The following is a 15,757-nucleotide window of genomic DNA, read 5'->3' as shown; positions in this document are numbered from 1 at the left end:
GCAAAGGCTTAAGGGTGAATTTAATGGGTCATCTCGGTGGCGATTTTTGCCGACAGTAAACAAAGCGGAATACCGCCACCGGGATGTACGCTGCCGCCCACAAAATACAGGTTGTCGAACTCGTGCGAGAAGTTGGCGTGGCGCAGGAAAGCGGCAAAACGGTTGTTGCTGCTGTTCCCGTATAAAGCCCCCTGCGAACTCGACGTACGGGCTTCAATGCTACGCGGGTCCAGAATACTCTCGGTTTCAATCAGTGGGGCCACATCTACGCCTAACACGCGGCTTAGTTTCTGTATCACCTGTTGCCGGGCCTGATCAATAAGTGTATCCCAATCCTGACCGGTGTTGTTGGGCGCATTAAGCAGAATAAACCAGTTTTCGCAGCCCGGCGGTGCATCATCGGGCTTGTGTTTAGACGTAATGTTGAGATAGATCGTTGGGTCGTGGTAAAGCGTGTGCTGCCGGAAAAGGTGATCGAACTCAGTGCGGTAATCGTTGCTGAAGAAGATATTGTGCAGATCCAGCTCCGGAAACTCACGCTTAATTCCCCAATAAAAGATCAGTCCTGAACTTGACTTTGGCTGCCGCAGAATCCGCTCCGGCTGCCGGGCCTTGGGCAACAACTTCCGAAACGCATTCACTACGTCCATATTCGATACCACCAGATCGAAGGGAAGGGGGCTTGGGGCAGGGGGCAAGGGCGTTGCAGTGTCATGGACCACGTCCATAATTTGCAAGCCAACCACGCGTTTTTCCTGCGTCACAATCTCGCTTACCCGTGTGCTGAAATGGAAACGTACCCCCAGTTCTTCGGCTAGTTTTACCAAACTGTTGGTAATGCTCACCATGCCTTTCTTTGGAAAAAAAGCGCCAATATTGTATTCCAGGTGCGGAATAATATTCAGTGTTGCCGGCGTTTGGTACGGATCAGAGCCGTTGTAGGTGGCGTAACGATTAAAGAGTTGAACTAGTTTGGGATGGTTGAACCGACGTTCGTTGGCCGCGTTCATGGTGCCAAAAACGCCTAGCTTGGGCAAGTTCAGGTAACCACGCCAGGCGTCAGGGCCAACCCAGGTGCTCACTTTATGCAGCGACTTTTGCAGGAAAAGCTTTTCGGTAATGTCGTATTTCAACGCGCTGTCGGCCAGTTGATCCAGCAGGTGCTGACCGGGTTCGCCCAGCACCGTTTCTACTTCCTGCGCAAACCGGTCGTGGTTGGCCCATGCCGTGAGCCGCGTACCATCGTCCCAGAAATAGCGACAGGTCTCATCGAGCCGGATATACTCAAAATAATCAGCGGGATTACGTCCTGCGAGCCGAAAAAGATCATCGACCAGTTCGGGCATGGTAAACAGCGAAGGACCCGCATCGAACCGGTAAACACCGCCTGTGGCAGATCGACCATCGAACGTTGACAACTTGCCACCGGGATACGCGTTGGCCTCGAAAACGTCGACTTCGTATCCCTTCACGGCCAAGCGAATAGAGGTGGCAATGCCAGCAATACCCGCTCCAATTATGGCTGCTTTCATTTACCGCCTCAGGTAGTAATTAAGGGTGGGGTTGATCCCGTTTGCTTTCTCGCTCAGGGTAAAGTATCCCTTGTTTTCGCGATCGAAACAGATGGATTCGCCTTGTGGCTCCAGACGGTAGGGCAAATCGCGGGCTGCTGTGCGTTGCATGGCATCGGCTACAGACTGACCGCTTTTACGACTCCAGTAAAAAATGTTGGTGTAGGTACGTATCACGATTTCTGACCCATCGGGCGAAAAAGCGCCGCCTGTGACAAACGTAAACGGCAGTTCGCCCAGCAATTCGGCGGTTGTCTGCTCGGTCGTGCTTTGGGGGTAAGCCAGTCGGTAGAGGTGTACCTTCGCTTCCCGTTTCGAGACAATGTACAAATCGCGGGTTTGTGGGTCAATCAGCAGGGTCTCGGCATCGCGCGGCCCATCGGGATAGCTAAAATTGATACGCTCAGCGGGGGCGGGTATATCGGTGATGTTTTTAGGCTCGGGCAGGCGGTAAATGGTGTATTGGCCATACTGCGCGTTGTTATCACCAATATCGCCAATGTAGAGGTAGTTGACATTGGCCTGTGGGCCGGGACCAAGGGTCATGTCTTCCCAATCCCGGTTCGAGCTATTTGGTACGGGAATCATTCCCCGTATCCGCCCGTCGTGGCCAAGTAACGTCAGTTCTGCCGGATTGCCACCATCCTGCTGTACCCACAACGTACCTGGCATGCTGCGGCTGTCGGCGATGCCCGATACTTCGTTGATCTGGTCGGCGTCGATAGCTGTCATCGTGGGTTCGGTACTGAACTGAACCGGTTTGACAGACGGATCCTCGCAGGCAACAAGTGGGATGAAAAGAACGGAGAGTATGAAACTGCGAATCATGAAGTGATTGGTGATTTTGATGCAAAAGACGTTAGTTTCAACCACAATCAGGGTAGCTTAGTTATGGAATCTAGGTATACTGATAGATATTCACTGTCTTTTAAACCTTAAACGTCGTTTTTTGCTCTAACCAGTATAGCATCTCTACCGTTGACACGGATTTAATTATGAAGAAAATCGTGCTTTTTGCGCTGCTGGCTCTGCCGGCTATTTTTTATCAATGCGGTGTAAGCCGTCAGATCAGTCAGGCGAAAGCCCTGGGCGATTGCAAATACAACATCGTTTCGGCCGACAGTATGCTGGTGGCTGGCTATGATGTGCGTGAGTTTCGGAACATTCGCAAACTGGAAGATTTCAATCCCATCAAGTACCCGCGTTTGGCGGCTGGTTTGCTGACCCGTAACATTCCGTTCGGCGCCAAAATAAACCTGGAGATTACGAACCCGACTACCAAATCGGCCGGGCTGAACCAGTTGCAGTATCAGGTATTGCTGGCGGGAAAAGAACTGGCTAACGGGTTCATCAATCAGCGCATTGAAGTACCCGCAGCAGGTGGCAAAACGATTGTGCCGGTTCATCTACGCACAAATGCCTACGATTTACTGACAGATCCAACTACCCGCGATGCGTTTACCAATGTACTGCGTAACCTGAGCGGCGATCAGTCGGGTACACCTACTAAAGTGACCATTAAGATCAAGCCCACTATCGATATGTTCAACAAAGCCGTGAATTATCCCGGATTTATTACCATCGAGCAGGACCTGACAGGCAAGATGTTGATGGGAAGTTAGTCGTGATTGGAGAATCTCTATCTCTCTGATTAGTAGTCAGTCGAATATTGGACAGCGCCGCTTTGCTTTTGCAGGGTGGCGCTTTTGTTTATTGGTGAATAGGATTATAACGAGATACTTACCTTTGGGTGTGCTTATATTCTAGCTAAACGTCATCGCGATGCCCAACACCTATACGCAACTGTATGTCCAATTTGTGTTTGCGGTAAAAGGCCGCCAGAATTTGATTCGTAAAGCATACAAGGATGAACTTCAGGCATATATGAGTGGTATTGTTCAGAAGTGAAATGGAAAAGTATTGGCCATCTATTGCATGGGAGACCATACCCATCTATTTATCGGGTTTGGCCCAACGCTCACTATCTCTGACTTAATACGGGATGTGAAGGCGTCCTCGTCGGGCTTTATTAAAGAAAAAGGTTGGTGCAAAACGTTTCAATGGCAGGAGGGATATGGTGCATTCACGTATGGCCAATCGCAGGTTAAGGATGTGATTCAGTACGTATTGAATCAAGAAGCACATCACCGTAAACGCACATTTAAAGAAGAGTACATCGCCTTTTTAGATCGGTTCGACGTGCCTTATGATACGAGATACTTATTCGAGTTCTACGAGGAGGTTGTGTAATCTTCGAGAGTAAATCATGACCAGTACGCCGTAACAATTAACCCCGCTAGAGGCGACCTATCAATAGCCCGATATCCGTTCGGCACATCCCGGAGCCCCGTTAGGGGTAACCTATCAATAGCTCGGTAGATGTTGGCCGTATCCCAAAGCCCCGGTAGGGGTGACCTATGCCTTTTCGCCGGTATTAGGCCGCTCTTACAGTGCTTGGATAGATAGCGAACGTTGGGTGTGCTATTGACAGGACACCCCTGACGGGGTTGCGAAGTGAGTTCACTTCCTGATCTTTCATTATTAAGATAACTATCACAAATGCCATTCTGGCGTAATGACCAGCCTGAAAAAGCCATTTTCAGCCATTTTGACCGTAAAAACAGCTCGGCTCAAGATTTGTTTAGTAGTAGATAACAGCATTCTACTAAACCATGGACTTTAAAAATTACACCATAAAAGCGCAGGAGGTCGTGCAACAGGCGGCCCAGATTGCGCAGGGTAATCAGCAACAAGCCGTTGAAACGGGCCACGTGCTGAAAGCCATTCTCGACGAAGACCCCAACACGGTCGGTTACCTGGCCAAGTCAGTCGGTACCGACATCAGCCGGTTGAATCTGGCACTGAATGCCATTGTATCCGGTTACCCGAAAGTGGTCGTGAGCGGTGATCCGCAGCAGGGGATCTACCTTGGTGGTGACCTGAATACCGCGCTGCAACGGGCCACCAGCTTTCTGAAAGAGTTTGGCGATGATTACGTGAGCGTCGAACTAATGTTGCTTGGGCTGGTTGGCGGTAAAGACGCCGTTGCCACGTTGATGAAAGATGTCGGCTTTTCTGAAAAAACGCTGAAAGACGCTATTAAGGCCCTCCGGGGTAAAAATAATCCTGTGAAAAATCAAAATGCAGAGGCGACGTACCAGTCGCTGGAACGCTACAGCATCAACCTCAACGAACGAGCCAGCGCGGGGAAAATAGACCCGGTGATTGGCCGTGATGAAGAGATTCGGCGGGTGCTTCAGATTCTGAGCCGCCGTACCAAAAACAACCCGATTCTGCTTGGTGAGCCGGGGGTTGGTAAAACCGCCATTGTGGAAGGGCTGGCCCAACGCATTGTACAGGGCGACGTACCTGAAAACCTGAAATCGAAGGTCATTGTATCGCTCGATATGGGGTTGCTGGTGGCTGGTGCCAAATACAAGGGTGAGTTTGAAGAACGTTTGAAATCGGTCATCAAAGAAGTGACCGATTCAGAAGGAGAGATCATCCTGTTTATCGACGAAATTCATACGCTGGTGGGAGCTGGCGGCAGCGGAGAAGGCGCTATGGATGCCGCCAACCTGCTAAAACCAGCCTTGGCTCGTGGTGAACTGCACGCCATTGGTGCCACCACGCTGAAAGAATACCAGAAGTATATCGAGAAAGACAAGGCGCTGGAGCGTCGTTTCCAGGCGGTTATCGTCGACGAGCCCGACGTACCTGATGCCATTTCCATTCTTCGTGGAATCAAGGACAAGTACGAGTTGCATCACGGTGTACGCATTAAAGACGACGCGGTTATTGCTGCCGTTGAACTTTCGAACCGTTATATCAGCGATCGTTTCCTGCCTGATAAAGCCATTGATCTGATGGATGAAGCGGCTGCCAAACTACGGCTTGAAATGGATTCTGTCCCTGAAGAACTCGACGAGTTGAACCGGCGTATTATGCAGCTGGAAATTGAGCGCGAGGCCATTCGCCGCGAAAACGACCGCGATAAAGAGACGTTGCTGAACAAGCAGATTGCTGACCTGAGCGACGAACGGAATGAACTGCGGGCCAAATGGGAAACCGAAAAAGCGTCGGTCAACGAAAGTCGCACCGCTAAAGAGCAACTCGATCAGCTACGTCTTGAAGCTGAGCAGGCCGAACGCGCCGGTGATTACGGGAAAGTGGCCGAAATACGCTATGGACGGATTCCTGAACTGGAAGCAAAGCTAAACACGGCTACGCAGGCAGCTAATAACGCAGATAGTACTGATCGGATGATGCAGGAAGAAGTGACCGCCGACGATATTGCCGAAGTGGTGGCCAAGTGGACGGGTATTCCGATGAGCCGCATGGTGCAGTCGGAACGTGATAAACTGCTGTTGCTGGAAGCCGAGTTGGGGAAACGTGTGGCGGGGCAGGAAGAAGCCATTGAAGTGGTGGCCGATGCCGTTCGCCGAAGCCGTGCCGGTATGCAGGACCCCAAGCGACCGATTGGTTCATTCATTTTCCTGGGAACAACGGGCGTCGGTAAAACCGAACTCGCCCGCGCTCTGGCCGATTTTCTGTTTAACGACGAAAACGCGCTGGTCCGCATCGATATGAGCGAATATCAGGAGCGCCACGCCGTGAGTCGTCTGATTGGGGCACCTCCTGGGTACGTCGGTTATGACGAAGGTGGTCAGTTGACGGAAGCCGTTCGCCGGAAACCCTACAGCGTAATTTTGCTGGATGAGATTGAAAAGGCGCACCCGGATGTGTTCAATATTCTGCTGCAAGTGCTCGATGATGGCCGCCTGACCGATAATAAAGGTCGCGTAGCCAATTTCAAGAACACGATCATCATCATGACCTCGAACATTGGTTCGCAGATCATCCGTGAACGATTCAGCGATATTACCGCCGAGAATCGGGATCAGGTCATCGACTCGACAAAGGAGGAGGTGTTTGAGTTACTGAAACAAACGGTCCGCCCCGAGTTCCTGAACCGGATCGATGAACTGGTGATGTTCCAGCCGCTCACGAAACGGGAGATCCGCAAGATCATGGATATCCAGTTCAGGCAGATTCAGAGCCGTTTGGCCGAGCAGGGAATGGTCTTGGAAGCCGACCCTGAAGTGCTCGATTTCATCGCTCGCGAAGGCTACGACCCCGTTTTTGGTGCCCGTCCGCTGAAACGCGTCATGCAGCGCCGGATTCTAAATGCGCTCTCGAAGGAAATACTGTCGGGTCGCATCCAGAAAAATGCCATCGTTGGTATGATGATGAATGAAGACGAAACCGGCCACGAAGACATCATCTTCTACAACCTCGATAAGGTAGTGCCGGTGTTAGACTGATTCTAGCCAGATTATATCTGATTTAAGTTTACATGGTCTGGTTGCTTGGCAAAGCGGCCAGACCATTTTGTTTTTGTAATGCGAGATGTATCTTCGTTGGAGGGCCTTATTACAGATGACACGCACAGAGTTTATAAATACTTTCAACAGTTTTCCTGCGAAGGATAAAATACTGATAGTAAAAAAGTTGCAGACTCAAATGGCCGATGTGTTGTTTGATGAGTTAGATCGTGAACTGCCTGATGAGGAAATAAGCATGTCTTTAATTATGAAGGAGGTAAAAGCATACCGGAATGCCCGCAAAAAGAAAAATTAGGGTTGTACTCGATGCTACTTGGTTTGTATCAGCCTGCATTAGCAGCAACTCGCGGCGAACCGTTTACTACCGTATTTTGCGGAATTCCCGCTTAAAAAGCACTATTCAAACGAGCTGATTCTTGAGTTTGAAGGTGTAATCAGCAGAAAGAAGTTTGCCAGAAAAATTACACCCGCTCAAGCTAAACGCTTCATGTTGCTTGCGCAATTATTTATGAAGCGAGTTACTCCTGCGCCTACTCCCGCTACATCCCGTGATCCCGATGATGATTATCTATTAGGCATATCGGTAGCCTGCCAAGCCGATTTTCTGATTACCGGTGATGATGATTTACTATCGCTAGGTACGTTTGAATCGACTGCTATTCTTACAATGGGACAATTTTTGCACATCTTACCGCTGCTTTAAGAAGAACGTACCCAAAAAAAGTCATCGTTGGTACGAAGACGAAAACCGGCCACGAAGCCATTATCTTCTGTAACCTTGATGGCCATAAAACGCAAAAAGGCGGACCAACGGTCCGCCTTTTTGCGTTTTTGATCTTCTCAGTAAGCAAGCACGGGGGCCAGCCAGCGTTCGACTTCTTCGAGCGGCATGTCCTTGCGATGAGCGTAATCGACAATCTGGTCTTTGCTCAACTTGCCCGTCGCAAAATATTTCGATTCGGGGTGACTGAAGTAGAACCCGCTAACCGACGAGGCCGGATACATGGCAAAACTTTCGGTCAGCACAATACCTGTTTGCTCAGCCTCTAGCAAATTGAAAAGGGTTGCTTTTTCGGTGTGGTCGGGGCAGGCGGGGTAGCCCGGTGCAGGACGAATGCCCTGGTATTTTTCTTTAATCAGCTCTTCGTTGCTCAACTGTTCGTTACTGGCGTAGGGCCAGAACTCCTTGCGAACGCGGGCGTGCATGAGTTCGGTGAAGGCTTCGGCAAGCCGGTCGGCAAGGGCTTTCACCATAATGCTGTTATAATCGTCGTGTTCGCGATCGTACTTCTCGATCAGCGCTTCAATGCCAATACCTGCCGTAACAGCAAACGCACCGATGTAATCTTCCCGACCACAATCGAGGGGAGCCACGAAGTCGGCGAGGCAGAGGTTGGGTAAACCGGCTGCTTTCTGATTTTGCTGCCGCAGGAAGTGGAGCACCGTCTTAGTATCGAACAGCAGTTCACCCGCCGGAGTAACCTCTGTTTGCGATTGCGCCCGACTGATCTTGTACTCCGTATGCTGATGAGAACCGTGGCGTTCGCAGGGAATTTCGCGCGTAACGGTCTCATAATCATGAATCAGTACGTCGTCTTCGGTGGCATTGGCGGGGTAGAAGCCAACCACTGCTTTTGCGCTCAGCAGCTTTCCGTCAATGATCTGCTGCAATAGCTCATTGGCGTCGTTGAACAGTTTTTTTGCCTCGGTCCCAACTACGGCGTCCTCGAAAATAGCGGGGTATTTGCCGCTGAGCTGCCAGGTCTGGAAGAAGGGAGTCCAGTCGATGTATTTCGCGATTTCGTCGAGTGGGTAGTCATCGAAGTAGCGATTGCCCAGGAAAGTCGGTTTTGTTGGCTCGAAATTACTCCAGTCGATAGGTACGCGGTTGTGGCGTGCTTTTTCGATGGTCAGCAGGTTCTTTTCTTTCTGCCGTTTGGCATGGTCTTCGCGCAGTTTCACGTACTCGGCCTTTATTTCCTTGAAAATCAGGTCACGGGTTTCGGCTTCGTTACTAGCCAGTCGACCGGCTACGGGTACGCTTCGGCTGGCGTCGAGCACGTGAATGACTGGTCCTGAATAGTGCGGGTCAATCTTCACGGCCGTATGAATGCGTGAGGTAGTGGCACCGCCAATGAGCAGCGGCATGGTGAAACCCTGCCGTTCCATTTCTTTGGCCACGCCTACCATCTCGTCCAGCGACGGAGTAATCAGGCCACTAAGGCCAATAATGTCTACATTATGCTCACGGGCCGCATCCAGAATTTTCTGGGTCGGCACCATCACACCTAGGTCAATGATCTCGTAGTTGTTACAGCCAAGCACCACGCCAACGATGTTTTTGCCAATGTCGTGTACGTCTCCTTTCACGGTAGCCAGCAGAATTTTGCCCGCTCCCGCCGCCTCACCTACCTGCTTTTCGGCTTCAATGTAAGGTGTCAGGTGAGCCACGGCTTTCTTCATCACCCGTGCTGATTTCACCACTTGTGGCAAAAACATTTTTCCTTCACCAAAGAGGTCACCCACCACGTTCATGCCATCCATCAACGGCCCTTCAATCACGTGCAATGGCCGTTCGGCTTGTTGTCGGGCCTCTTCTACGTCGGCATCGATAAACTCGGTAATGCCTTTTATCAGAGCGTATGTCAACCGTTCGCCGACAGTGCCGTTGCGCCAGGCATCGTCGACTACAACTTCTTTCCCTTTCGCTTTCACCGTTTCGGCAAACGTAACCATACGTTCGGTAGCGTCGTCGCGACGGTTAAGTAGCACGTCTTCCACGTGTTCGAGCAGGTCTTTTGGAATATCATCGTAGATGGCTAACTGACCGGCATTGACAATACCCATATCCATACCGGCCCGAATAGCGTGGTAGAGGAAGGCCGAATGGAACGCTTCGCGAACGGGTTCGTTACCCCGGAAACTAAATGAGATGTTGGATACGCCGCCGCTGACTTTGGCCAGGGGTAGGTTTTCCTTGATCCATCGTGTGGCGTTGATGAAGTCGACTGCGTAGTTATTGTGTTCTTCGATGCCGGTGGCAACGGTCAGAATGTTCGGGTCGAAAATGATGTCCTGTGGAGCAAAATCAACTTTATCGACCAAAATTCGATAGGCCCGTTCGCAAATTTCGATGCGTCGTTCGTAGCTGTCGGCCTGTCCATCTTCGTCAAACGCCATCACCACTGCCGCCGCGCCGTAGCGTTTCACCAGTTGTGCCCGTTCAATGAAGGCTTCTTCGCCTTCCTTAAGTGAGATCGAGTTCACAATGGCTTTACCCTGCACGCATTTTAACCCGGCTTCAATGACTTCCCACTTCGAAGAGTCGATCATGAGTGGCACGCGGGCAATATCGGGTTCAGCAGCGATCAGGTTCAGGTACGTTGCCATCACTTCGGCCGAATCGAGCATGCCTTCGTCCATGTTCACGTCAATCACCTGCGCCCCGTTTTCAACCTGTTGCCGGGCAACGGCCAGGGCGGCTTCATAATCACCGGCTTTGATGAGGCGGGCAAACGCTTTAGAACCGGTTACGTTGGTGCGTTCGCCGATGTTCACGAAGTTGGTTATCTCCGTAATTTTCAAAGGCTCCAGTCCGCTCAGCTTCTGATACGGTTCGGGCGTTGGTTTTTGGCGGGGCTTGAACCGACTGGCGGCGTCGGCAATGGCCCGGATGTGGTCGGGCGTAGAGCCGCAGCAGCCGCCAATAATGTTGATAAACCCGTCGCGCATGAAGCCTTCTACCTGCGTGGCCATCATCTCCGGCGTTTCGTCATATTCGCCAAATTCGTTGGGCAATCCGGCGTTCGGGTAAGCTGACACGAAGAACGGGGCTTCTTTCGAGAGCGTCTGAATGTAGGGCCGCATTGGTTCTGCTCCCAAGGCACAGTTCAGGCCCACGCTCAGCAAAGGCAGATGTGAGATCGAGTACAAGAAGGCCTCCGTGGTTTGCCCCGACAAGGTACGTCCCGATGCATCGGTGATGGTGCCGGAGATCATGATAGGCAGCGGCCACCCCACCCCCGTCCCCTCCCCGTTAGGGAGGGGGGTATGCTCAGGCGTAATCTCCAGTTTTTGAGTCTGGTCGGTTATCGCTTGCTTTATGGTCGTGAGAACAGAATCGATGTTATTAAGAACATCCTGGTTTGTAAAGCGTATAACTCTAAAACCGTTCGCGTTTAAATATTCTGTTCGGATAGCATCATACTCGCGCTGTTCATCATGTATGCCACCGTCAACTTCGATGACAAGTCGTTTTTCGATGGCAGCAAAATCAGCAATAAACTCCTGAATAGCATGTTGACGACGGAATTTCACGCCAAGGATTTTCTTCCCTCTAATTTGCTGCCAGAGTGCTTCCTCGGCTTCAGTTGAATTTTTTCGATTTGCCCGCGCAAACTCTTTCAACATTTTCCACCGAGCTTCGTCTGTATGATAGAAAGGCGCATTGTTGTAAACCAGAGGTTCAGCTGTTTTATCAGATTGATTTCCCGGCAACGCTTTTTCCCCCCTCCCTGACGGGGTGGGGTGATTGGCGAAATACTTATCAATGGCGAACAGCGCGGCTTTGGCGTTGAGCGTATCGAAGATAGTTTCGACCAGCAGAATATCTGACCCGCCAGCAACCAGGGCTTCTACCTGTTCGTAATAGGCATCTACCAGTTCGTCGAAGGTTACGGCGCGGTAACCGGGGTTGTTCACATCGGGCGATAGGCTGGCGGTGCGGTTGGTTGGCCCCATAGCTCCCGCGACAAAGCGAGGCTTATCAGGGTTTTGGCGGGTGAACTCGTCGGCTACTTCGCGGGCAATCCGGGCCGATTCGTAGTTGAGTTCATACACCAGATCCTCCATGTGATAGTCGGCCATCGCGATCCGGGTGCCGCTGAAGGTGTTGGTTTCCACAATGTCGGAGCCCGCTTCGAAATACTGGCGGTGAATTTCAGCAATTATATCGGGCCGGGTAATCGACAGCAAATCGTTGTTACCCTTTACATCGTGTGGATAATCGCGGAAGCGCTCGCCCCGGTAGTCGGCCTCAGTGAGGTCATACCGTTGAATCATTGTGCCCATGGCACCATCAAGAACGAGAATACGCTGCTGGAGGAGGTCAGAAATATGTTGCAAGGGAAGCCAACTTTTTCGTGGAATAAGTCAATAAGAAAAGCTTATGACTCAGGAAAATACAAAAATACGCTTTATTGGGTATTGTCTGAACAATGCTAAAATCACTGTAGTTTTGCCGCCTATCGTCGAAGAACTTTCTTCTTACGATTTCATTGCTCTTTTTTTTAGCCGTGTCGCAGCGTTTCAGAGTTTACACTCAGCCCTGTTGACCCTCAAACTCATACACTCTAGTGAAACTGGCTGCCATTGACATCGGTTCCAACGCCGCACGCATGCAAATATCGACAGTGCTGACCAACGACGAAGTGGTTAGCTTCAAGCGTGTCGAATATGTACGTTTTCCGCTTCGGCTGGGGCACGATGTGTTTACCCACGGTGCCCTGACCCCCGCCAGTGTACAACGTACCGTTAAGCTGATGCAGGCATATAAATTACTGATGGAACTGCATGAGGTCGAGGCGTTTATGGCCTGTGCTACGTCAGCCATGCGTGAAGCAACCAACGGACTCGATGTAGTTGATCTGGTTGAACTGCGGTCGGGCATTCCCATCCAGATCATTGATGGTCAGAAAGAAGCCGAGTTGATTAATAATGTGGTAGTACTGGCGCTCGATGAACGGCAGACTTTACACATCGATGTGGGCGGCGGAAGTACCGAGTTGAACGTGTACATAAACCGGAAAAAGCTAGCCTCCCGGTCATTCAAAATTGGCTCGGTGCGGTTACTGGAAGGTAAAGACATGCGCAGCACCTGGGCGAAAGTAGAGGCCTGGATTGCCGAAAATATTGACCGTAGTCAGCCGGTGGTGGCCGTTGGCACGGGCGGAAACATCAGTAAATTATTCAATCTGGTTTCTAAAACGAGTAACACAACCACTACGCTGGAAGAAATTATCCGTATGCGGGATTATATCTCCGGGTTTAGCCTCGAAGAACGGATTCATAAGCTCCGCCTGAATGCCGACCGGGCCGACGTGATCGTGCCGGCTGCCCAGATTTACATTTCGGCAATGCAATGGGCGGGTGCTGTCGATATTTCTGTACCCGACCTGGGGCTCAAAGACGGTATTCTACAGGTGGTTTACCAACAACTAAGCCAGTAACGTACCTGGAAATGATATTTTTTTAACAGGCTTGACAGAGGTTAGCAGTTAAGCCTGTTAAAAAAATATCTACTTCAGATTAACGGATTCGCTGACTGACAATCTGGAGGCAGGTTTGGACGCAGGGGCCAGCTTCCTGAACGCCTACGTCCAGTGAGTGAATGGTCTGACCCGGCAGGCTCACCTGAAACTGCATAACGGGTAAGCCATTCAGAGCAGGAGCCGTGGTAGAGCCGGTGAGCAGAACGGCATCAGAGTCATTCTGGGTGGCGTTGGTACCTTCACCCTGATTCCAACTGGTGATACTGTAGCGTTTGTTGGCTACGGTGAGTACCTTCTCGGCTACGCTAAACTGCTGTGCCGACTGGTCGGCACCTACCGCAATAAAATAAGGCACGTTGTAATTGAAAGTTATTCCCGCTCCAGACTTGAAACTGTATAGTCCCTGTTCATTGCTGGTGGTGGTGGCTAACCATGCACCCGAAGCAGAGTAGAGCGATAGTTTCACCCCAGCCAGCGAAGGTTCTGTTGGTCCCTGAATGCCATCGCGGTTAAGGTCTACCCAAACCCGATTGCCAACAGATACCGAAGCGGCTTCGCAGAGCGCATTCAACTGCCCCAATCCGTTTGAAGCCCCAAATGTAGATCGCGGGGTTGGCAATGTTGCGTTATCGACCGTTGCATCTCTGTATACTTCATATCGACGGAGTAGATCACCGTTTTTCATGTCAAAAAAAGCCGTTCCTCCCGACCAGGTAGTAAGTGGATTGAACAGGTTGACGAACAGGTTTTCGAAACTTGGATTACTGTACAAAGAGCCGGCAAATGTTTCCTGGTTAAGCGTGCTGTATTGATCGTTACAATAAAATTCACCTGCCGCTGTCAGATTTCCCGGACTGGTGTACACTGGCCCTTGTCCATTATCGAGTCCACAACCTGAGTTGGAACCGGTAGAACCGTTCGCTTCGATCAGGTACGTTCCGTTTACAAAGGCAGCCCGCAGCAAATCACCTCCTGTGTAGCCGCTAAAGAGCGTTGTTGGCGTAGATGATGTCTCAGTCGGTGAAAGCTGATTGCGTGACGTTTGGTGGCCGGTACGGTCCATCAGTCCGATGAGCATGGCTCCTTCGGCATCAAACCCAATCGATGACAGAATGGGCTGTGGGCGAACAACGCGGAGCACTTGTGGCGTGGTGGTAGCACTCATTATGTTGGTAGCATACTCGGCCCAGTTGTCGCTCCAGGGTTCCCAATACTCGCCGAGCGACATACCCGGATCGGGACTTGTTACGGCCCACCCTTTACGATAGGTAAGCGGAACAACAATAACCGGCGTTGGATCGAAGGTATTTGTAGCCAGGTCAAAAGCATACACACAGGCTTTCAAATCAGCCCGTTGTTTGCTCACCGATGCATCATTGACAGCGCCAACGTAAAGTTTCCCGTGATGATATACTACTGCCCAGGGCCTGTTTACGCCGGTTGTAAACGATTGAGGAATAGTGAAGCTCGAAAAAGCGTCGGGTGTTAGTGTACTGGCCGGGCGCAGGGGAGCACCCGTTTGAATACTGACCAGCGTTTTTTCGTAGAGGTTTACGACCCAAAGCTTGTCTTCGGTAGGAGTGAAGGTGGCTCCGCCCATGCCTACTTTACCTACTAACTGAAAGGCAACCTGATCGGCGCTTGCCGTTGTAAACGACTGGGGTAAGGTACGCGCTGAGAGGGCGGTCAGATCAGCAGGCGAAGCCAGGGTTAGGTACTGGCCTGCGTTGATGTAGGCTGCAGAAGTGGCTGTGGCGGGATTAGTGACGTAAATGCCGCCAATGCCCAGAGGCCCCAAAGCAGCATGCCTTTTCAGGAAACTTACACTCACCAACTGATTGGTCTGCCGTTGAAGGGTTGTAGCCCATACCGTTCCCAAATCGTTGCTGGTGCCGATCTGGTTGGGCATTTCCTGAATGGTAAGCGGCTGACCTTGGGCTGCGAAGGGATACGTTACCAGCGTTGCTGTCGATTGTAGTGCTCCGGTCTGGTAAACGGGTGTTACCAGCAACGGTTCTGTCTGGCAATACTCAGCCGGGTCGCTGAGGCCGTATTTGACAGTAGCGGGTGCCTGCACAAACTGTATATCACCCGCCGCATTTGGTGTGCCATATGAATAAAGTGGACCACCCGAAAATTCGAGACGTACCTGCTTACCCGGGATAATTACTGAAGATGAAAAGGAAAATAACCCGTTGGCGGCAGTTGTTGTAGTAAAAGGCTGAGTGATACCATCTACATAAGCAGTTACCCGTATGCCGGCAACGCCTAATTCAGTTGGTGTGGTAGAAGACTGCTGCCCGTTTCGATCATAATCGCGATAAACCGTTCCACTGACCTGGGCTGAGACAAACGGGGAAGAGAGAAAAAAATAGCTGATTATCAACGAACTAAGGACGTTACGTGACGCCTTTGATTGAGCATTCACGCCGAGGCAGGCACAAGCGTACCTGACTGGAGTATCAAGTCCAAATATCATAAAAATCACATATTTACAGGTTCTGTAAAGGCTCTTATCTAAAATCATGCCAAAAGCTGTAAATGCTATATATGATTTATTAAGTGTATTTGT

The 15,757-nt window shown here is 50.9% G+C and carries 8 protein-coding genes and 2 pseudogenes; 6 read left to right on the top strand and 4 right to left on the bottom strand.

The annotated features are described in order from the left end of the window. Nucleotides 1–20 precede the first annotated feature (20 nt). Together crtD and ACAW87_RS12445 are read right to left on the bottom strand one after the other, a co-directional pair. The gene (crtD, locus tag ACAW87_RS12450) at nt 21–1,532 is read right to left on the bottom strand and encodes a 1-hydroxycarotenoid 3,4-desaturase CrtD (protein ID WP_370723718.1); all 1,512 of its coding nucleotides are present in this window, start codon (nt 1,530–1,532) and stop codon (nt 21–23) included. Then, nucleotides 1,533–2,399 carry a PE-PGRS family protein gene (locus ACAW87_RS12445; protein ID WP_370723717.1) on the bottom strand — a complete coding sequence of 289 codons (867 nt, stop codon included), beginning with the start codon at nt 2,397–2,399 and terminating at the stop codon, nt 1,533–1,535. Between the two features lie 167 nt (nt 2,400–2,566). On the opposite strand from ACAW87_RS12445, the gene ACAW87_RS12440 reads away from it, so the two are divergent. The 5 genes and pseudogenes from ACAW87_RS12440 to ACAW87_RS12420 form a co-directional block, all read left to right on the top strand. Then, on the top strand, nt 2,567–3,193 hold the full coding sequence (locus ACAW87_RS12440) for an LEA type 2 family protein (RefSeq protein ID WP_370723716.1): 627 nt from the start codon (nt 2,567–2,569) through the stop codon (nt 3,191–3,193). Nucleotides 3,194–3,353: 160 nt separating this feature from the next. After that, nucleotides 3,354–3,821: pseudogene (gene tnpA, locus ACAW87_RS12435) on the top strand (IS200/IS605 family transposase). Between the two features lie 422 nt (nt 3,822–4,243). Continuing rightward, nucleotides 4,244–6,895 carry an ATP-dependent chaperone ClpB gene (clpB, locus tag ACAW87_RS12430; RefSeq protein ID WP_370723714.1) on the top strand — a complete coding sequence of 884 codons (2,652 nt, stop codon included), beginning with the start codon at nt 4,244–4,246 and terminating at the stop codon, nt 6,893–6,895. A gap of 115 nt (nt 6,896–7,010) precedes the next feature. Continuing rightward, a complete protein-coding gene (locus tag ACAW87_RS12425; RefSeq protein ID WP_370723713.1) occupies nt 7,011–7,211 on the top strand; it encodes a hypothetical protein in 201 nt (66 codons plus the stop codon). A gap of 75 nt (nt 7,212–7,286) precedes the next feature. Further along, nucleotides 7,287–7,619, top strand: a pseudogene (locus ACAW87_RS12420) (putative toxin-antitoxin system toxin component, PIN family); the annotation flags it as partial. Nucleotides 7,620–7,756: 137 nt separating this feature from the next. On the opposite strand, the gene metH reads toward ACAW87_RS12420, so the two are convergent. Then, a complete protein-coding gene (gene metH / locus ACAW87_RS12415; protein WP_370723917.1) occupies nt 7,757–11,986 on the bottom strand; it encodes a methionine synthase in 4,230 nt (1,409 codons plus the stop codon). A gap of 284 nt (nt 11,987–12,270) precedes the next feature. Between metH and ACAW87_RS12410 the strand changes: the two genes are divergently transcribed. Continuing rightward, nucleotides 12,271–13,143, top strand: coding sequence for a Ppx/GppA phosphatase family protein (locus ACAW87_RS12410; protein WP_370723712.1), 873 nt, complete (start codon nt 12,271–12,273; stop codon nt 13,141–13,143). 79 nt (nt 13,144–13,222) lie between these two features. Here the strand turns inward: ACAW87_RS12410 and ACAW87_RS12405 are convergent, their stop codons facing one another. Beyond that, nucleotides 13,223–15,571, bottom strand: coding sequence for an SdrD B-like domain-containing protein (locus ACAW87_RS12405; protein WP_370723711.1), 2,349 nt, complete (start codon nt 15,569–15,571; stop codon nt 13,223–13,225). Nucleotides 15,572–15,757 lie beyond the last annotated feature (186 nt).

This window comes from Fibrella aquatica, assembly GCF_041321135.1.
In the GTDB taxonomy this organism is placed as follows: domain Bacteria; phylum Bacteroidota; class Bacteroidia; order Cytophagales; family Spirosomataceae; genus Fibrella; species Fibrella aquatica.
This window is presented reverse-complemented; position numbering and strand designations above follow the sequence as displayed.